Source organism: Xanthomonas maliensis (genome assembly GCF_009192945.1).
GTDB classification, from domain to species: domain Bacteria; phylum Pseudomonadota; class Gammaproteobacteria; order Xanthomonadales; family Xanthomonadaceae; genus Xanthomonas; species Xanthomonas maliensis.
Genome location: NZ_NSET01000062.1, coordinates 44818 through 65258, shown reverse-complemented (window position 1 = coordinate 65258; position 20441 = coordinate 44818). Strand labels below are relative to the sequence as shown.

At 61.3% G+C, this 20441-nt stretch carries 12 protein-coding genes and 2 tRNA genes; 12 read left to right on the top strand and 2 right to left on the bottom strand.

Going from position 1 to position 20441, the window contains the following annotated elements; translation table 11 throughout:
• Positions 1 to 35 precede the first annotated feature (35 nt).
• From CKY51_RS18460 to CKY51_RS18420, 9 genes are all read left to right on the top strand, one after another.
• Complete coding sequence (locus tag CKY51_RS18460; protein ID WP_152249636.1) at positions 36 to 3230, top strand: TonB-dependent receptor; 3195 nt, start codon at positions 36 to 38, stop codon at positions 3228 to 3230.
• Positions 3231 to 3338: 108 nt separating this feature from the next.
• The gene (gene ppnN / locus CKY51_RS18455) at positions 3339 to 4724 is read left to right on the top strand and encodes a nucleotide 5'-monophosphate nucleosidase PpnN (protein WP_022974236.1); all 1386 of its coding nucleotides are present in this window, start codon (positions 3339 to 3341) and stop codon (positions 4722 to 4724) included.
• 170 nt (positions 4725 to 4894) lie between these two features.
• Positions 4895 to 5410 carry a GspH/FimT family pseudopilin gene (locus CKY51_RS18450; RefSeq protein ID WP_022974235.1) on the top strand — a complete coding sequence of 172 codons (516 nt, stop codon included), beginning with the start codon at positions 4895 to 4897 and terminating at the stop codon, positions 5408 to 5410.
• Complete coding sequence (gene pilV, locus CKY51_RS18445) at positions 5410 to 5883, top strand: type IV pilus modification protein PilV (protein ID WP_425509525.1); 474 nt, start codon at positions 5410 to 5412, stop codon at positions 5881 to 5883. The genes CKY51_RS18450 and pilV overlap by 1 nt, the downstream gene beginning before the upstream one ends.
• Positions 5880 to 7055: a PilW family protein gene (locus tag CKY51_RS18440; protein ID WP_152249634.1), complete on the top strand. Its 1176-nt coding sequence runs from the start codon at positions 5880 to 5882 to the stop codon at positions 7053 to 7055. Before pilV ends, CKY51_RS18440 begins: the two co-directional genes overlap by 4 nt.
• Before the next feature lie 3 nt (positions 7056 to 7058).
• A complete protein-coding gene (locus CKY51_RS18435; RefSeq protein ID WP_152249633.1) occupies positions 7059 to 7568 on the top strand; it encodes a pilus assembly PilX family protein in 510 nt (169 codons plus the stop codon).
• A 10-nt stretch (positions 7569 to 7578) separates the two neighbouring features.
• A complete protein-coding gene (locus CKY51_RS18430; protein WP_211904925.1) occupies positions 7579 to 11451 on the top strand; it encodes a pilus assembly protein in 3873 nt (1290 codons plus the stop codon).
• A gap of 12 nt (positions 11452 to 11463) precedes the next feature.
• Positions 11464 to 11913, top strand: a complete 450-nt coding sequence (locus tag CKY51_RS18425; protein ID WP_152249632.1) for a type IV pilin protein — start codon at positions 11464 to 11466, stop codon at positions 11911 to 11913.
• 54 nt (positions 11914 to 11967) lie between these two features.
• Positions 11968 to 12044, top strand: a tRNA-Asn gene (locus tag CKY51_RS18420).
• A 42-nt stretch (positions 12045 to 12086) separates the two neighbouring features.
• Here CKY51_RS18420 and CKY51_RS18415 read toward each other — a convergent pair.
• The gene (locus CKY51_RS18415) at positions 12087 to 12635 is read right to left on the bottom strand and encodes a GspH/FimT family pseudopilin (protein ID WP_022974400.1); all 549 of its coding nucleotides are present in this window, start codon (positions 12633 to 12635) and stop codon (positions 12087 to 12089) included.
• 141 nt (positions 12636 to 12776) lie between these two features.
• Between CKY51_RS18415 and uvrB the strand changes: the two genes are divergently transcribed.
• The 3 genes from uvrB to CKY51_RS18400 all read left to right on the top strand — a co-directional run bounded on the left by uvrB (position 12777) and on the right by CKY51_RS18400 (position 17043).
• Positions 12777 to 14798, top strand: a complete 2022-nt coding sequence (gene uvrB / locus CKY51_RS18410; protein WP_152249631.1) for an excinuclease ABC subunit UvrB — start codon at positions 12777 to 12779, stop codon at positions 14796 to 14798.
• Positions 14799 to 14908: 110 nt separating this feature from the next.
• Positions 14909 to 14983: transfer RNA gene (locus CKY51_RS18405), tRNA-Val, on the top strand.
• A gap of 443 nt (positions 14984 to 15426) precedes the next feature.
• The gene (locus tag CKY51_RS18400; protein WP_152249630.1) at positions 15427 to 17043 is read left to right on the top strand and encodes an alpha-glucosidase; all 1617 of its coding nucleotides are present in this window, start codon (positions 15427 to 15429) and stop codon (positions 17041 to 17043) included.
• A gap of 390 nt (positions 17044 to 17433) precedes the next feature.
• Here CKY51_RS18400 and CKY51_RS18395 read toward each other — a convergent pair whose 3' ends face one another.
• Entirely contained in the window at positions 17434 to 20199 is a 2766-nt protein-coding gene (locus CKY51_RS18395) for a TonB-dependent receptor (protein WP_152249629.1), read from the bottom strand.
• Positions 20200 to 20441: the final 242 nt, after the last annotated feature.

Genomic DNA, 20441 nt, shown 5'->3' with positions numbered 1-20441 from the left:
TTTGTCACTGCCCAACCTGTATCGAGGCTACCGAAATGACCCACCCCCGTTGTCTTCGCATGTCCAAGCTCACGCTTGGCCTCGTCGCCGCGCTTGCGACCGCTCCGGTGTTCGCGCAAAACACCTCTGCCGGCGTCGCTGGCGTGGTCACCGGCAGCAACGGGCAGCCGGTCCCCAATGCCGAAGTCACGATTACCCACGTCGAATCGGGCACGGTCAGCCGGGCCTCCACTGACGCCAGCGGCCGCTATACCGCGCGCGGCCTGCGCGTGGGTGGTCCGTACACCATCACCATCAATGCCGCCGGTTCGGGCAACACGACTCGCGAAGGCGTGTATCTGAACCTGGACAAGGTGAACCAGGTCGATGCGGCACTGGGCGGCGATCTCGCCACCATGGGCACCGTGCAGGCGATTGCCGCCAACTATGGCTCGGCGATCTTCAGCGCGAACAAGATGGGCACGGGCACCAATGTGACCCGCGAAGAAATCGAATCGTTGCCGTCGATCAACCGCAACCTGCAGGACTACGTCCGCCTGGATCCGCGCGTGTCGCAGACCGACAAGGCGCGTAACGAGATCTCCATCGCCGGCCAGAATCCGCGCTACAACGCGATCCGCGTCGACGGCATCAGCACCAATGACGCCTTCGGTCTGGAATCCAACAGCCTGCCGACGCCGCGTCAGCCGTTCTCGATGGACGTCATCGACGAAATTTCGGTGGACGTGGCCAATTACGACGTCACCATCACCGGCGGCACCGGCGGCGTGATCAATGCGGTCACCAAGTCCGGCACCAACGAGTTCCATGGTTCGGTCTACGGGACGTATCGCGATAACGACTGGTCCGGCAAGAACCAGAACGGCATCCGTCCGCAGCTGTTCGACAACGAAGCGACCTATGGCTTGACCCTGGGCGGCCCGATCGTCAAGGACAAGCTGTTTTTCTTCGCCAACTACGAAAAGTACAAGGGCAAGGGCGTTTTCACCGGTAACAGCGGCTATGGTCCTACAGGTTCCGGCGCCAGCAACATCGTGAACATCTCGCAGGCGCAGGTCGACCAGATCGTCGATATCTCGCGTAACGTCTACGGCTTCGATCCAGGCACGCTGGCGCTGCCTGCGTTGGATTCCGATTCCGAGGAGAAAGGCTTCAAGCTGGATTGGAACATCAGCGACAAGCACCGTGCTTCGTTCCGTTACGGCAAGTCCAAGCAGAACACAGCCAATCTCAATGGTTTCAGCAATAGCTCGCTTGCACTGAGTTCCTATCACTACGTGCGCGATTTCGACCTGGAAACCTACACCGCGCAGCTGTTCAGCGACTGGACTGATACCTTCTCAACCGAGGCCAAGGTGTCGTACCGCGACTATTCGGCTGTTCGTACGCCTCCCTCGCTATTGCCGGCGATCAACGTCCGGGTTGGCGCAAATTCCGTCAATCTCGGAACCGAGGCAAACACCCAGGCGAACGAGCTGCGCACCAAGACCTGGAATGGTTTCTTCGCCGGTAATCTGTTCCTCAACGACCACACGGTGAAGTTCGGCTTCGATTACGAAGACAACGATATTTTCAATCTGTACGGGCCGCGCGTGTTCGGCTCCTACAGCTTCGACTCGATTGCCGCATACCGTGCCAACCTTCCGGTGTCGTACCGGTACTCGTCGTCCAACAGCGGCAATATCGATGACATCGCGGCGAAGTGGGGCCTGCGCAACCTGGGTCTGTTCGTGCAGGATACCTGGGCCATCAATAGCAATCTGACCTTGACGTTCGGCGTGCGCTACGACAAGCAGATGGTTCCGGACAGCCCGCAGTTCAACCAGGCGGCGTTCAACGCCTTTGGCGTGCGGAACGACAACACGCTCGATGGCAACGACCTGTGGCAGCCGCGCTTCGGCTTCAATTACACCTTCGATGCCGACCGTCCGACGCAGCTGCGTGGTGGCGTCGGTCTCTTCCAGGGCGCAGCCGCATCCGTTTGGTTGTCAAATCCCTTCTCCAACACCGGCCTGGCGTATACGGACTACAACTTCCGCAATGCCACCGAGATCGCGCGTGGTGGCATTCGTTTCACTCCGGATGTCAACAATCAGCCGACCGGCACTACCGGTGGTGTGCAGTCGGTTGATTTCATCGACAAGGATCTCAGTCAGCCGTCGGTGTGGAAGGCAAATCTCGCGTTCGATACCGAGTTGCCCTGGTATGGCATCGTCGCGTCTTTGGAAGGCGTGGTTACCAAGGTCAACGAAGCCATTTACTACCAGCAGCTGAATCTTGGCGCTCCGACCGCGGTCGGCCAGGACGGTCGGGATATCTACTGGAATGCCGTCGGCCGCAATCGGGCAAACTGGGACAATCTGGGGCGTGTCAGTGGTAATGCGTTGGCACGCGCCAACAGCAACCAGAGCTTCAACGATGCCATCATTGCGCGCCCCACGGATAAGGGCGGAAGCCAGAGTTTCACCGTCGGCCTGAGCAAGCCGTTCAACGACAGCGATTGGTCGTGGAGCCTGGCGTACACCTACTCGAATGCCAAGGAAGTCAGTGCCTTGACCAGCTCGACCTCTGGTTCGCAGCTGTTGAACGTGGCGACCTTCCAGGCGAACGAGCAGGTCAACGCCACCTCGGCCTATCAGATCAGGGACAGCATCCTCGGTACGCTGCAGTGGAAGCATGCCTTCTTCGGTGATTACGCAACCAAGTTCGGCCTGGTCTACCAGGGGCGCAGCGGTCGTCCGTATAGCTATACCTTCGATAACGACGCCAATGGCGATGGCCGTGCCAACGATCTGCTCTACATCCCGGCAGGTCGTGGCGATGTGCTGTTCGGTAGCGCTGCGGAAGAAAATGCGTTCTGGAACTACGTGAACAACGACCAGTACCTGTCCACCCACAAGGGGCAGATCGCCGGGCGTAATGCGGTCCGCAATTCCTGGGTCAACCAGTTCGATCTGCATCTCGAGCAGGAGCTGCCTGGCTTCTTCGAGGGCAACAAGGCGCAGATCTGGCTCGACGTCATGAACGTTGGAAATCTGCTCAACAAGAAGTGGGGGCACGTGGATGAGTACGCGTTCCCGGGCTTCAAGGGCGTGGTGGAATACGGCGGTATCGATGCAGCGACGGGCAAGTATGTCTATCGCTTCAATGAGCCGGATACGTCCACCATCTACGACGACAAGGGCATCTCGCGCTGGGCTCTGCAGTTGGGCTTCCGCTATCAGTTCTGATTCTGATCGGATCAGTCTGTACCTCAGAAACGGCCGGGCTTCGCCCGGCCGTTTTCTTTTGGGCACGGGAGTGCGCTACAGTCCGGCGGTTGGCCAGAGGAGTAGGACATGGAACTGAGCAGTACGGCAGCGCGGGCGCTGCCGGTGGTGGATGCGCGGATCTACCCGCGCGGTGGCTTGGACGTGCTGTCCAAGGCCGAAGTGGCGCGCTTGCGCGATGCCTCCAGTGGCGGTCTGCACGAATTGCTGCGTCGCTGTGCGCTGGCGGTACTGACCAGCGGCAGCGCGTCCGACGATCCGCGCGCCGCGCGCGACCTGTATCCGGATTTCGACATCCAGGTGAACCAGCAGGATCGCGGCATCCGCATCGATCTGAGCAACGCCCCGGCGATGGCATTCGTCGATGGCGAGATCATCCATGGCGTGGCCGAACTGCTGTTCGCGGTGGTGCGCGATCTGGCCTATATGGCGATCGAGCTGGAAGCCCAGCGCGCCGACCTGGAGACCAGCGAGGGCATCACCAACGCGGTGTTCGGCCAGTTGCGCAATGCGCGCATCCTGCAGCCGTCCGACCCGAATCTGGTGGTGTGCTGGGGTGGCCATTCGATCTCCCGCGACGAATATCTCTACACCAAGCAGGTCGGCTATGAACTGGGCTTGCGCGGGCTGGACATCTGCACCGGCTGCGGCCCTGGCGCGATGAAGGGGCCGATGAAGGGCGCCACCATCGCCCATGCCAAGCAACGCAAGCACCACACCCGCTATATCGGCCTCACCGAACCGGGCATCATCGCCGCCGAGTCGCCCAACCCGATCGTCAACCACCTGGTGATCATGCCGGACATCGAGAAGCGCCTGGAGGCCTTCGTTCGTATCGGTCACGGCATCCTGGTCTTCCCAGGCGGCGTCGGCACCGCCGAGGAGATCCTGTATCTGCTCGGTATCCTGCTGCGCGAGGAAAACGCATCACTGCCGTTCCCGCTGGTGCTGACTGGGCCGACCATCGCCGCGCCGTACTTCGAACAGATCGACCGTTTCATCCGCCTGACCCTGGGCGATGCGGCGGCCTCGCGTTACGAAATCATCGTCGGCGATCCGGTGGCGGTTGCTCGCCGCATGTCGCAGGGGATCCAGCAGGTGCGCGCGCATCGCAAGGATCACAAGGACTCCTATTACTTCAACTGGTCGGTGCACATTCCGCTGGAGTACCAGCAGCCGTTCGTGCCCAGCCATGCCGCGATGGCCGCCCTGGACCTGCATCACGGCCGGCCGGCCCCCGCGCTGGCGGCCGACCTGCGGCGGGCCTTCTCGGGCATCGTCGCCGGCAACGTCAAGGAAGACGGCATGCGGCGCATCGAGGAGTTCGGCCCGTTCGAGATCCACGGCGACCCCGACATCATGGCCGCCCTGGACGCCCTGCTGCGCGCGTTCGTCGAGCAGCGGCGCATGAAGATCTCGGGCGACTACCGTCCGTGCTATCGGGTGGTGACCTAGACTGGAAAGGCGCGCCGTAGCCCGGCCGGGGTGGCCGGCGCTCGGGCCGGGGGCTGGTATCTGGCCCGGGGGTTACGCCGGTGCCCCCAAAACGACCGTTCGTCCCCTTGGCGCTTGTCGCCCGGGGGGCGGCCGTCGCATCTTGCACACGTCACGCTGGGGAGCGTTCAATGTCTTTTCGCCGATCTGCCGGCTTCACACTCGTGGAACTCATGATTGCGATCGCCGTCCTGGCGATCCTGCTCGCCATTGCATTTCCGAGCTTCCGAGGAACGCTTCGCTCCAATCAGGTGGCGAGCAGCACCAACGAGACCATCGGCCTGCTGTCGATTGCGCGCAGTGAGGCGATTCGTAATCGCCGTGGTGGCGGCGTCTGCGGCAGCGCGTCCGGGACGGCATGCGACAACAACTGGGGTGCAGGAATGCTGGCCTGGGCCGATACCGATGGCGATGGAGCGTTCAAGAGCGGCGATACGGTGTTGCGCTTCGTCTCGATCAACTCAGCGCTGACCAGCACAGGGCCGTCCGGTGCCGTGATCGCCTTCGACGGGCGAGGGCGCAGGGTCGCGTCCACCAATCAACAGATCACGCTGCAGCCGATGACGTGCGATGGGCAGGCGCTGCGGCGCACCTTGTTCGTCAATGCTGCCGGTCAGATTACGTCTCAGAAGAGCGCCTGCCAATGATGCGTCTCCGTCCCCTAGTTTCGTCCTCTCGCGCCAAGGGATTCAGTCTGCTTGAGGTGCTGATCGCCATCATCGTCCTCGCATTTGGCCTGCTCGGCTTTGCGCTATTGCAGACGACGAATGTGCGGTTCGTGCAAAGTTCCAATTACCGCACCCAGGCCACTAATCTGGCGTATGACCTGCTGGACCAGATGCGGAGCAATCGCTTCCAGTCGGCCTGGTATACGGATGCCACTTTCGCCGCCAATACGGTGACTGCTGCCAGCTGCACTCGGCCTATCGGGACTGTCTCCATCGCCGACAATATTGCGCGCTGGAAATGCCAGGTCGTGCGCGCATTGGGCGAGGGTGCCAGCGCGACGGTGCTCAATAACAACGGCCAAGTCACCGTTGGTATCAGTTGGGGGGATCAGCGCTGGGACGCCAGCAACCCCAACGCCCAGACCACCTTCACCCTGGTATCGCAGTTATGACGCAGCGGCTTTCCTCCAAGCGTTTCGCCGCTGGCATCAGCCTGATCGAGATGATGATCGCCATGGTGATCGGCCTGGTGCTGATGCTGGGCGTGATCCAGGTGTTTTCCGCGTCGCGTACCGCATCGATGTTGGCCGAAGGCAATGCGCGCGCACAGGAGAACGGTCGTTTCGCGCTGGATTTCCTGCAGCGCGACATTCGCATGGCCGGGCATTTTGGCTGTGTCAATGACCAGGCACATTTCGTGCGAGGTGAGGGCGACCCGGTGGTCACTACCGGTGCGACCAGTGGTTCGGGCCATCCGCTGGATTTCAGTATCAGCATTCAAGGTTACGAAGCGCCCAACACAAAGCCCACAACTCCTTCCAGCAGCCTGAAAATTGGAGAGAACTGGGCAGTGCCGGCTAATCTGCCAGCATCGATCACCAAGCTCAACCCGCGCGGCGGTAGCGATATCCTGGTTCTGCGCTTCCTGGCCCCGGAAGGCGTGCCGATCACAACGTTGACCACCGGCAGCAACAGTATTGTGGGTTTCAATGCCACCGCTGGATCACGTTTGACAGAAGGCGGGCAGACGGCACCGAACTTGTTCGGGGTTGCGGACTGTGCCCATGCCACGGTGTTCAAGGGGACCTATGCCAGCGGCCAGGTCACCGCTACCGGGACCAATCTGTCCAATTACTCCACCCGGCCCAGCGGCCAGGCGATGCTATATCGCGCAGAGTCGCTGGTGTATTACGTCGGTACATCGGCCACGTCGGGCGAGCCGGCGCTGATGCGTGCACGGTCCAACGGCGTCGACGATTACGGCATGCCGGAAGAGCTGGTCGAAGGGATCGAGAACATGCAGCTGCTATTCGGTCTCGATCAGACCGTGAACATGTCCAATACTTCGCCTCCGTTGGGGAATATCAGCACCCAGGCGATTGCGAGCGACGTGTCTACTGCGACGGATGCTACGGCGGCGGGGCAGTGGAGGCGGGTTGGGCAGGTTCAGGTTGGCATCCTGGCACGTAGTCCGGCGCCTGCCGCAGCAGAGCGGGCGACAAGTGCTGTGAGTTATCCCAGTGCGCTGGGCGTCTCTTTCACGCCGCCAGACAAGAACGATGGCCGCTACCGCATGACCTACGAATCCACGATCGCCTTGCGCAATCGCCTGTTCGGGAATTGACCCATGAATGCATTCGCTCGTCGCCGCCCGATGCCGTCCCGCCCCCGCGGTGCAGTGCTCTATGTTGCCTTGATCATGTTGATCCTGCTGGCATTGATCGGGATCGCCGGCATGCAGGTGGCCGGCATGCAGGAAAAAATGGCGTCCAATTATCTGGTCACCAATATTGCGTTCCAGAATGCCGAGGGCGTGACGCGCAGGAGCGAGCGGTCGATCGAAGCCATCGCCAATCGAAAGGCTGCTCCCAGCGACGCAACGGTGGTGGACACCGATATCCAGCAAAATTGCGATACCGTCTTCGATCCGCTGGCTTGGGCGCGCAGCAAGGCCACGTCGGTGAATCAGGCGGTCAATGTGCGGCGCATCGATTCGTGCATCATCGGCGGCGGTTCGCTCGCGATGGGCGATCCGGTCGACCCGGTGACCCCGGTCTATCAAATCACCACTTTCGCCAACGATGCGACGACGGATGCATCCTCGTCGGCGGCGATCGATTCCATTTTCAAGCTCTGAGGCCGTGAGCATGTCTCGTCGCACCGTTCGAACCGCCATCGCCTCCGTCGTCCTGCTTGTCGCGGTGGGTGGCTACTTCGTCTACAGCTTGATCGCGGCCCAGGGGCAGGGCGCTTTGGCGCAGGCTCCACTCAATAACGCGACCTCGATCCCGCCGGCATTCATTATTTCGGTGGATGATTCCAACTCGATGACGTTCGAGCGCATCTTCACCGGTGGTGATGGACGTCTGCAATGGACAGGCAGTAGTTTCTTCAGCTCTGCTGGTGTCTTCTACAATTCTAGCGAGGGGTGTGCAAATAACTCAGCCGATTGCTATGTATACCTGTATCCAAGCGACGGCTATAACGCCTCTTATTCGCCAGGTGATGCGATGCCGCCGCTTGATGCGTTCGGGTTTGCTAGATCACCAACCTATAACAAGAGCTACTACAATCCCGACGTACTCTACCAGCCATGGACGCCGCCCACACAAACGACGGCGACAGCTAATCTTTGGCCGGCAGCCACGTTCAGTCAGGCGCGCCTGGATCCGCGTAATCCAGCGGTTTACGGCACTGATTTCACCAAGGGGTACAACACTACCTACAATCTTGCCTATCGCGAGGGAAACGACGAGTCGTTCCAGTTCCTAACGGGAATGACGATACCGTCGGGGACGCGATATCGGTCGAGCAGTCGGTCGTGTAATACGACCAACAGTAATGGATTGCCTAGCAGTAACGGAATTTGGGCAACATTAGGTAGCACAGTTTCCATCATGGCCAATTGCCAGGTTCAGATCGGCTACGTCCCGGCAACGTTTTATCTGCCTGTGGGCGCTCCTGCGCCGACGGGCTATCTCACTAACGATGCCAATCGACCGATTATTGCCAATGCCTGTGGTCCAGGCTGCAATATGCGGCGCTATCAGATATTGGCAGCGAATTACGGCACCAATACCGCTGCCTATACCGCTGCGCAACAGAATTTTGCTAATTGGTTTCAATATAGTCGTAATCGAATTCTTTCGATCATCGGCTCCGCATCGCGCACTTTGGCCGATGTCGACAAGATGCGAGTTGGGTATTTCACGATTAATAACCGAACTAACGTGACCATGTACGACATGGATGACGACGCCTCGCGCACATCGCTATTCGGGCTGATCTACAGACTTAAGCCGAATGGCGGTACGCCGAACCGCGTCGCCATCGATTTCCTGGGTAAGCAGTTCAAGCGGACCGGAGATGGTGCACCGGTGGTGCGTGCCTGTCAGAAAAATGGCGGTATGCTGTTCACTGACGGCTATACGAATAGCAACAATGTTGCTACTGGATATGGCAATGCAGATTCGACCGGCACGGTGGATTTTCCGGCCTCTCCCTTTGCCGACAATTACAGCAATACGATCGCCGATATCACTGCCAGCTATTATTCTGGCGCGTCTACGCCGTTGGTAACCGGTCCAAGTTTTCCGACAGGCCTCGTGCCCGTGGACGATAAGTGCGCGACGCTCGACAAGACATCGGCGGATTGGAAGCGCTTGGACTGCCAGAAAGACCTGCATATGAATTTCTATGCAATCACTCTGGGTGCTCAAGGAAATATCTACGAGGTCAATCAGGCAGCTACCAATGATCCTTATGCCAATGCTCCCGACTGGAATAGCAATGGCGATCCGATTGCAGATGACGATGGCCGCGTCATCGACGAGCTCTGGCACGCCACGATCAATAGCCGCGGTCAGTTCATCAATGCCAAGAGCCCTGATGAAGTGACTGGCGCCATGCGTCGGGTGCTGTCGGCTGCCAGCGCTGCCAATTCACCATCGGGAACCTTGGCCTTGACGGGTGCGCGTATTGGCGCGGGCTCCTTGACCGTGACTCCCGAATACCAGATCAAGAACAACGGTACCGATTGGTCGAGTAAGTTGAAGGCCAATCAGGCCACGGTCGATCCGGATACGCGGGAGGCGCGCTTCACCCCGATCTGGGAAGCATCTGCGCAGATGCCCGCTGCCACTGCGCGCAATGTGTACTTCAACGATGGCACCAATGTACAGAAGTTCGATGGCACTACGATCAGTTTGAGTGGCTTGTGCGGTCTGTCCAAGACCTTGTATCCCAGTCAGACGCTCTGCTCGCAAACGGATCTGACCAACCTTGGGGCAACAGCCGTCACTGCAGCCAATTATCTGCTGGGTGATCGGAGCGGGGAAATTCAGCAGGGTGGCAAGTTCCGCGACCGAACCACGGTGCTGGGCGACATCATCAACTCCGCGCCGGTGATCAGTGCGCCGGTCGACGACTATGGGTATCGTGGTCTGGGTGGGACGCTTGGAACCAGCTATACCAACTACCTGAACAGCAAGCGTAGCAGTCAGGGCTATATGGTGTATGCGGGCGCCAACGACGGCATGCTGCATGCGTTCGATGGAGGCATGGACAGCGCCGGCGCTATCACTGGCAGCGGTGGACGCGAACGCTTTGCGTACGTGCCTGCGACGTCTTATGGCCATATGGGAAATCTGCTGCTGCCGTATCAAGCAAACAAGGGAAATGCCCAGCCGTTTGATCATCGCTACTTCGTCGATGGTCCGATTGCTGTGGGAGATACGTATTACAACAACACCTGGAAAACGACCCTGGTCGGCACCACAGGGGCAGGCGGTCGCGGTGTCTTCGCATTAGATGTCACTAATCCGGCGACCTTCGGTACGAGCAGCCGCCTCTGGGAGATCAACGACCTCAGTGGTGATGCCACCGTGCGCGCGAATATCGGCCATGTGCTCGGCAAGCCTGTCATCGTCCCGGTGCGCGCCGCCAATGGCACGGTCAGCTGGAAGGCGATCTTCGGCAATGGCTATGATAGTGCCAGCGGTAAGGCAGTGTTGTTCGTTGTTGATATCGGAACCAATGCCACTCCGACCGTCCGTATGATTGAGGCAACGGAGTCGGGAAGCACACTTAGCGGTCGCAACGGGCTCGGCAACATCGTTGTGCTGGACCGCATCGATAATGTGACGATCGACCCTGCGACCAATAAGCCTGCTCGGACGCGCGATGGTTACGCCGATACGGTCTATGCGGCCGACCTTCGCGGGGCGATCTGGAAGTTCGATCTCACCTCGACCGCAACCTCGGTCACCGTTCCGGCGTTGACAACGGGTACCTATGTCGACGGTGGTTTGACCTACCGGCAGCCGATTACCGGCGGCCTGCAGGCTGCGTCTGGGGAGAACGGTGGCGTACTGGTGCTGTTTGGAACCGGTAGTTTTTCGTTCAATGACGACAGCCTCCCGAGTTCGGCGCTCCAGACTCAGAGCTTGTATGGTTTCACCGATCAGGTCGACGGTGTGATCAGCACGACGCTGACCAGAGCGAACCTGACGCCATATTCTGTCGTTACCTCTGGTACTACCCGCTCACTGCAAATTGGGACCGCACCGGCAGGCTCGCTTGGCTGGTACGTGGATCTGCCCGCTGGCGAGCGATTTGTGGGCTATCCGGAACTCGTCTCTGGAATCTTGTTCATGCCGACGTATTCGCCACTCGCGATCAGCAGCGGATGTAGTACCGACGGTGTGAACTGGTTGTTTGGGTTGAATCCGCGCACGGGCGTCGGTGCCCTGTCCGGCGTGCGCATGGGGGGCATTGGTGGCTCCACGCTTGCTGGCGGTTCTGCGGGCATCTCGCTCAATACCGGTGGCAATGCGCCGGTCAAGGACGTGGGGGTGTCGGTGGTGCCCAGACTTGAGCCGAAGGTCAATCCGAAGGATGGTTCTGCGGCGCCCAACGTGCCGGCAGGTTCGGGCTGCTGGATGATCGTCAGTGTGGCTGGTGCCCCGCCCATGTATGTTCCTTATCCTTGCGGTCGCCAGTCCTGGCGCCAGCTTCAGTAACGGAGGTTGCCAATGTCTTCAGGCTTGTCGCAGTCCGTGTCTCGTCACCTCCGTCAGCGTGCTGGTGCCAACGGCTTCACCTTGATCGAACTGATGATCGTCGTGGCGGTCGTCGGCATCCTGGCAGCGGTTGCCTACCCGTCGTATAGCGACCATATCCGCAAGTCTCGCCGCGCCCAGGCCAAGGCCGACCTGGTCGAGTACTCGCAGTTGTTGGAACGCTCGCATACCACCAACAACACCTATGCCAATTTCAAGTTCGGAAATGGCTCGACGACTATCCAGTCGCCGCGTGAAGGTGGTACGGCGCAATACAACATCACGCTCGCGACCAGTCAGTCCACCTTTACCTTGACCGCAACGCCGCAGGGTGGTCAGGCCAAAGACAGGTGCGGCACCCTGACTTTGAATCAGGCAGGGGTGAAGACGCCGAGCGCGACCACCACTTCAGGCTGCTGGTAGCCAGTCTGCGAGGTGTTGCGCTGCTGCAAGCTTGCGTCTAGAATACGCCTCCCCGCCCGAATAGCTCAGCCGGTTAGAGCACTTGACTGTTAATCAGGGGGTCGTTGGTTCGAGTCCAACTTCGGGCGCCAAAGTTGCAGGAAGGCCGCGAGCGATCGCGGCCTTCGTCTTTTTCAGCCGTTGGGATGTGGGCAGGGCGGTGGATCGCGATAGCGCAAGGTACGTGTCCTGCCCGCGTTGTTGACCACGACATCGGCCAGTCGACGCGCACCCGCACACAGGCTGATGGTCGCGTTGGTGCCGCGGCTGCGGCCATCGGGAAGGAAGCGAATCACCGCTCTGCCGATGCTGGTCTTGATGATCGGCTTGCTTGCGCTGGTGCGTTGTTCGGCGCGCAGGATCGCCGCTGGCCCAGTCGGAGTGCCGGTCCGTTCGCGGTCCTCGAACAGAATCCATCCGTCGCTCCAGTCTTGATCCTGGCGGCAGCTGACTCCATCTTTGGAGGGGCAGGCGCTGACTGGCTGTCGACGTGTCACCGCGGCATTGCGCGCCATCGCCAGGTGGGCGGTCAGCTGGTGCAGGCTGGCCGCCACTTGTTGTCGTTCGAACGTCGCGCGGAAGCCCGGCAAGGCAATGCTGGCGAAGATTGCCACTGCCGCCATCACGATTAGCAGTTGGACCGCCGTGTAACCTCGGACATGCAGGCGATTGAGCGTATGCATCGGGGTTGCCCTTGAGGACGATGCATCCAGTCTCTACGTCGTTGGGATGGCCGGTAATGCCCGGTGGGCCCAATGGAGCGTCAGAATTTCTCTCGTGTTGTTGTCCGGCGTCTCATACCGTCTTTGTTCCGAGAACCATCCATGACCGACCGCTTTCAACTCGTCTCCCCCTATGCTCCCGCTGGCGACCAGCCGGCCGCCATCGAGAAGTTGGTCGCCAACTTCGAGGCTGGCTTGGCCAAGCAGACGCTGTTGGGCGTGACCGGTTCGGGCAAGACCTACACCATCGCCAATGTTGTCCAGCAGGTACAAAAACCGACCTTGGTGATGGCGCCGAACAAGACCCTGGCGGCGCAGTTGTATGGCGAGTTCAAGTCGTTCTTTCCGCATAACGCGGTGGAGTACTTCGTCAGCTACTACGACTACTACCAGCCGGAAGCCTACGTGCCGTCGTCGGATACCTTCATCGAGAAGGATAGTTCGATCAACGAGCACATCGAGCAGATGCGGCTGGCAGCGACCAAGACTCTGCTGTCGCGGCCCGATGCGCTGGTGGTGGCGACCGTCTCGGCGATCTACGGCCTGGGCGCGCCGGAGGACTATCTGTCGCTGCGCTTGATCCTGTCGGTGGGCGAGCATATCGATCAGCGTCAGCTGATCCGTCATCTCACCGATCTGCAGTACACGCGCAATGAGTTCGAGCTGACCCGCGGCGCGTTCCGTGTTCGTGGCGAAGTGCTGGATGTGTTTCCGGCCGAGTCCGACAGCGAGGCGCTGCGGATCGAGCTGTTCGATGGCGATATCGAACAGTTGACCCTGTTCGATCCGCTGACCGGCGAGACCTTGCGCAAGCTGCAGCGCTATACCGTCTACCCGAAGACCCATTACGCCACCACGCGCGAGCGCACGCTCAGCGCGGTCGATACAATCAAGGAAGAGCTCAAGGAGCGACTTGAGCAGCTCTATGCGCAGAACAAGCTGGTGGAGGCGCAGCGCCTGGCGCAGCGAACCCAGTTCGATCTGGAGATGATGGCCGAGGTCGGCTTCTGCAATGGCATCGAGAACTACTCACGCCATCTCACCGGCAAGGCGCCTGGCGAGCCGCCGCCGACGCTGTTCGACTATCTGCCGCCCGATGCCTTGCTGGTGATCGACGAGTCGCACGTGACCATTCCGCAGATCGGCGCCATGTTCAAGGGCGACCGCTCGCGCAAGGAAACCCTGGTCGAGTTCGGTTTTCGCCTGCCGTCGGCGCTGGACAATCGGCCGTTGCGTTTCGAAGAGTGGGAGGCGCGCTCGCCGCGCAGCATTTATGTGTCGGCCACGCCAGGTCCGTACGAGCTGCGCGAGTCGGGTGAGGAAATCACCGAGCTGGTGGTGCGCCCCACCGGTCTGATCGATCCGGTGGTGGAGATTCGTCCGGTTGCCACCCAGGTCGACGACTTGATGTCGGAGGTCAACGAGCGGATCAAGCTGGGCGATCGTGTGCTGGTCACCACGCTCACCAAGCGCATGGCCGAGAACCTGACCGAGTACCTGGGCGAGCATGGCATCCGCGTCCGTTATCTGCATTCGGACATCGATACGGTCGAGCGGGTGGAAATCATCCGCGATCTGCGCTTGGGCAAGTTCGACGTGTTGGTCGGCATCAACCTGCTGCGCGAAGGCCTGGACATGCCGGAGGTATCCCTGGTCGCCATTCTCGATGCCGACAAGGAGGGTTTTCTGCGTTCGACCGGCTCGTTGATCCAGACCATTGGCCGCGCTGCGCGCAATCTGCGCGGCAAGGCGATTCTCTATGCCGACAACATGACCCGTTCGATGAAGTCGGCGATCGAGGAGACCGACCGGCGCCGACAGAAGCAGGTCGAGTACAACCTCGAGCATGGCATCACCCCGAAGTCGGTCGCGCGGCCGATCTCCGACATTCTGGAGGGCGCACGCGAAGAGGCGGGCGAGAAGAAGTCCGGCAAGGGGCGCTCGAAGGCGCGGCAAGTGGCCGAGGAGCCGGCCGACTATCGGGCGCTGGGCCCGGCGGAGCTTGCCAGCAAGCTCAAGGCGCTGGAGCAGCAGATGTACCAGCACGCCAAGGACCTGGAATTCGAGGCCGCGGCGCAACTGCGCGACAAGATCCAGAAGCTCAAGGCTGCCAGCCTGGCCTAGTGGGGCCAGGGCAGGCGGCTGGACGGCGGCGCTGGGCGCAGGGCTTGTGGCAACGCAAACCCTGCGCTAGAATGCGCGCCCTGCACAACGCAACGTTGCTGCAGCAAGACGGGCGGTTAGCTCAGCGGTAGAGCACTACCTTGACATGGTAGGGGTCACAGGTTCGAACCCTGTACCGCCCACCACTCGAAACCCAGGCATAGCGCGGTTTCGGTGGATCCTGCATCACCTCGCACTTCCTCGACTGACCCCGAACTAACCCCAGGGGGACGCAGTCGGGATGTCGCGCTTGCTCCTCTAAGAACTCCGGCCGCTTCGCGTGCGCCTGGCAGCGGTCGCATCGAAGCGCGCAATGGTGTTAGGCCCGGGTGGCCGCCGCGATCTTCGTCCCGAGGATACGCCGCTCCATGTCCACGACGGTGGCGGCGCATCGCGGCCCAATCGGTCCCCGCCGTGTCTACCCAACATCGATGACCAGAGTCTGCAGGCCGAGCACGCGTCAGTGCTTGTCGCCGCGCGGCGTGCCATGAATACGTATGCGCGCGCACGCCGCGACGCGCAGCTGCCGCTACGCTAATGCTCTTGGTTGGGTGCCCACTTGGCGCTCTCTTGCCCGGGAGGGGCGCACATGTCGCAGACACCGTGGTGGCGCGGGGCCGTCATCTATCAGATCTATCCACGCAGTTTCCTCGACTCCAACGGCGATGGCGTTGGCGATCTGCCCGGCATCGTGGCCAAGCTGGACCATATCGCCGATCTGGGCGTGGATGCGATCTGGATTTCTCCCTTCTTCAAGTCGCCGATGGCCGATTACGGTTACGACATCGCCGACTATCGCGCGGTCGATCCCCTGTTCGGCACGCTGGCCGACTTCGATCGCCTGCTCGACAAGGCGCATGCGCTGGGTCTGAAGGTGATGATCGATCAGGTACTCAGCCATACCTCTATCGCGCATGCGTGGTTCCAGGAAAGCCGGCAGGACCGCCGCAACCCCAAGGCCGACTGGTACGTCTGGGCCGATCCGCGCGAGGACGGCACGCCGCCCAATAACTGGCTCTCGTTGTTCGGTGGCGTCGCCTGGCAGTGGGAGCCGCGCCGCGAGCAGTACTACCTGCACAATTTCCTGGTCGATCAGCCCGATCTCAACTTCCATCATCCCGAGGTCCAGCAGGCGACACTGGACAATGTGCGTTTCTGGCTGGATCGGGGAGTCGACGGTTTCCGGCTGGACGCGATCAATTTCTGTTTCCACGATGCGCAACTGCGCGACAACCCGCCCAAGCCGGCGGACAAGCGCGTCGGTCGCGGCTTCAGCGCGGATAATCCGTACGCGTATCAGTACCACTATTACAACAACACCCAGCCGGAGAATCTGGCCTTCCTGGAGCGTTTGCGTGCGCTGCTGGACCGTTATCCCAACGCCGTGAGCCTGGGCGAGATTTCCTCGGAGGACTCGCTGGCCACCACCGCCGAATACACCGCGGCCGGTCGCCTGCATATGGGCTACAGCTTCGAGTTGCTGGTGCAGGATTACAGCGCGGCCTACATCCGCGACACGGTAAGCCGCCTGGAAGCGACGATGCTGGAAGGGTGGCCTTGCTGGGCGATCTCCAATCACGACGTGGTGCGTGCGGTGACCCGTTGGGGGGGCGCGCAGGCGTCGCCGACGTTCGCACGGATGGTGGTGGCGCTGTTGTGCTCGCTGCGCGGTTCGATCTGCCTATACCAGGGCGAGGAGCTGGGGCTGGCGGAAGCCGACGTGGCCTTCGAGGACCTGCGCGATCCCTATGGCATTACCTTCTGGCCCACCTTCAAAGGGCGCGATGGCTGCCGCACGCCCATGCCCTGGACTGATGCTCCTTCGGCGGGCTTCACCAGCGGAACGCCGTGGTTGCCGCTGGGCGCCGACCACCGTGCCAATGCGGTCAGCGTGCAGCAGGCAGACCCGACATCGGTCTTACATGCCGTGCAGGCGTTCCTGGCCTGGCGTAAACAGCATCCCGCCTTGCGCGAGGGCAGTATCCGGTTCGCGCAGACCGCCGAGCCGGTGCTGATGTTCGAGCGCGCACATGCTGGCCAGACCTTGCTACTGGCATTCAATCTGTCTGCCGTGCCTGCGATGGCCAGTTTGCCTGCGGGCAAGTGGCAAGCCTACACGGTCCCCGGAGTCTTGCAGGGAACGCTGCAGGATGGTCAGGTGCAGTTGCCGGGACATGCGGTCGTGTGCGCATTGGCGATCGATTGATCGCAGGATGGGGTAACGCAGGGCAGGGGAGCCGCACACGGTCGAGCGCCGCTGCGTGTGCGGTGATGGCATGGACGGTGCTCCCTGTGCAGAACTGGCCGGTGTGGACGGTGCGCCCAGTACGCGAACGCTGGCGTCGTCCCGAGCGCCTGCCGGCATCCGAAGCCGCGCGTAAGGCGTAGACGCCTCGCCGCAGACATCAGACAGCGCATGCGGGGCAGTGCCAGCAAGCGGCTCTGCACGCGTGTACCCGCAATAGACAATGTTGCTTGCCACCGCAGACATGGACTCGGCGGCACCGGTTGCCGGAGCTGGCTCGAAACGCATCCAACGCCAGCAAAAGAAACGCCCGCCAGCAGATGCCGACGGGCGTCGCCATCACGGCCGTACTCAGAACTTGTAGTTCACGCCAAGCAGCAAGGTGCGGCCCCATTCGGTGTATTCCAACGGGCGATCCTTGCTCTGGGCATAGGTCTTGTACGGCGTATTGCCCAGGTTGCTCGCCTGCAGGAGAACCGTCAGTCCGTCGAGACTGCCGCTGCCGAAGGTGTAGCTGATCTGCGCATCGGTGACGTTCTCGCCGACCACATAGCGCAAGGTACGGTTACCGTTGAAGTTACCTATCTCGCCGATGAAGTCCGAGCGTCGCCGCTGGCTGACGCGCGCCTCGAAACCACTGCGTTCGTAATAGGCAGTCAGGTTGTATACCCGCTTCGAAAGGCCCGGCAGGCTGATGTCGCCATCGCCGACGCTGTCCTTGCTCTCAGGATCGCGAATCTTGATGTCGCTGTCGTTGAAGGTGGCGCTGGCCTGGATGCCGAAGCCCTGCAGCGGTGCCCACAGCAGGTCCAGCGGGATCGAGGCGGTCAGCTCCAGGCCCTTGAGCATGCCGCCGTCGTTGTTCTCCGGGCCGGTGAAGGTGCCGGTGGTCTGGGCCGGCGGCTGGCCTGGTTGCGGGACGTAGTTGGCCACGAAGGCGGAGAAGTCGTAGCCGTCCTGGGTACGGGTGTAGATGTAGCTCTTGAGGTCCTTGTAGAAGAATGCCGCAGCGACATAGGCGCGCTCGGCGAAATACTTTTCATAGGACACATCGAGCGCGTTGGCACGCCACGGGTTGAGTTCCGGGTTGCCGCCGGACGCGCCAGGGCGCCCCGTGGTGGTGTCCACGCCAAAGTCGACGCCGGCGCGCAACTGATCCACGCGCGCACGTGCCAGTTGCTTGGCTGCAGCAAAGCGCACGGTCTGCTCGTGCGGCAGCATGAAAACCAGGTTCAAGCTGGGCAGCCAGTCGTTATAGGTCTTGCCGCCAGTGATCGGCTGCACTTCCTGTCCGGCCGGGCGCGTCGCATCGAAGTAATTCGAGCTGGAGGACTGGTCGGTGCGCTGCATCTGCACGCCGATGTTGCCGCGCAGAGTCACGTTGTCGCCCAGCGCGGTGTCCAGGTTGGCGCGCAGCCATGCAGTGGTGATCTTCTCTTCCACCGTCCATGCCTTGGGAATCAGGTAGGAGAGGTTATCTACCGGCTGGAAGCTCATGTAGCGAGAGACCGCCGCCGGCACGTTCCAGGCGGGAATGTAGCCGACGCCGGCGAATCCCAGGTTGACCGGCGCGTATTGCAGATCGCTGGCGATGGTGGTGTCGCCTTGTGCGCCAACCAGGATATTGCCCTCCGGCTGGGTCTTGTTCTTGCGACGGTCGGCGTAGTTGACGCCGATATCCAGATCCGAGATCCAGCCCACCGCTTCGGACATCGGAATGCTGGCCTGCAGGCGTGCACTCTTCAGCCGATCCTCCACACTGGGCACCTTGCCATAGCCGGACGCGTAGATAGTGTCGGTGAGGAACAGCGTATCGGGGTTGGAATAATCGCGGCCGGGGATCAGCTGCGAAAAGCCATTGCTACGGTAGCGTAGCTGCACGTCGTCCAGTTGCGGTTTGGGCGTCTGCTGTGTGTTGTTTTCCAGGTTCAACTCGTCGCGCGTGGCCTTGGAGTAGCTCAGATCGGCATTGAGGCGCACGCCGGACTCGAAGCTGAACTCGTTGTTCCAGCCAAAGGCATCGATCTTGTCCTCGCGCTTGTTGTACATGCCGCGGACCAGCGGGTAGACATTGTTGGCAGTGCCGCCGGTCATACTGTTGTTGCCGTTGACCTGCGGATCGCTGATGACCACCGTCGGCGTGTAGCCGCCATTCCAGCCGCTGAGGTTGACCTCGAACTGGTTGGCGGTATCGATCTGCTCGGCCTCGGTGTGAAAGGCGTCGAGCGTGCTGGTCCAGGCATTGGACGGGCGGTACTGCAGCGTCATCATGTAGCCGTCGCGCTTGTTGTTGCCGGTGCGACGCAGCGCCTTGATGCCGTCGCTGTAGTAGGTGCCAGCCGGCACGTTGGGGCGCGCGCCTGTGTCGGTGTCCTTGGTGCTCCAGGGTTCGTACAGGCCGACCTGATTCTCCTGGATCGGCATGTCGGTGTGGGCGTAGCCGATGGTCAGGCCGATGGTGCGATCGGCAAACTGATCGATGTAGCTGGCATTGAAGCGATTGCCATAGGGGTCGACATCGGCCGCCTTGCCCAGCGAGTTGCGCTGGTAGCGGCCGCCGACGGCGATCACGCGCTGGTCGAAACTCAGCGGGCGCGCAGTCTGTAGATCCACGGTGCCGGACAGGCCCTGGCCGACCAGGCCAGCATCGGGAGTTTTGTAGACGGTGACGCCACTGACCAGCTCGGACGGGTACTGGTCGAACTCCACGCTGCGGTTGTCGCCGGTGCTGACGACCTCGCGGCCGTTGAGCAGGGTGGTGGAGAAGTCCGGCGACAGGCCGCGCACGCTGATGACCTGCGCACGGCCGGCGACGCGCTGCGCCGCCAAGCCGGGCAGGCGTGCCAGCGATTCGGCGATGCTTACATCGGGCAGTCGGCCAATGTCTTCGGCGGAAATCGCCTCGACGATCGAGGTCGCGTCGCGCTTGACCGAGATGGCGCCCTCAATCGCGCGGCGCAAGCCGGTGACCTGCACCTTGTCCAAGTCGGTGACCTCGCCGCTGGCTTGCGTGCCAACGGCGTCCTGTTCCGGCGATGCCGTCTGTGCGGTCGCCCATGTCGGTGCCATGGCGAGCGCCAAGGCGATACTTAGCGCAGAGCGCTTGTGGTTCAACATTTTCCCCTCCCAGGTACATGTTGTTTCTTTGATGTGCCGATCCGGCAAACGCCTGGATGCGATGGAGCGCGCGCCATGACGGCGATCACGACTGCAACGTATGGTAGACAGCGCGCCCACATGGCAACGCGGGCTGCATACGTATTCAACGCGGGCGGATGCATTGGAATCGATTCCAAGCCGCAGCCATCCTCCCCATGACGGATAGCAGTGGCGTGCGGCAGTGCAGCGAAGATCGTCGC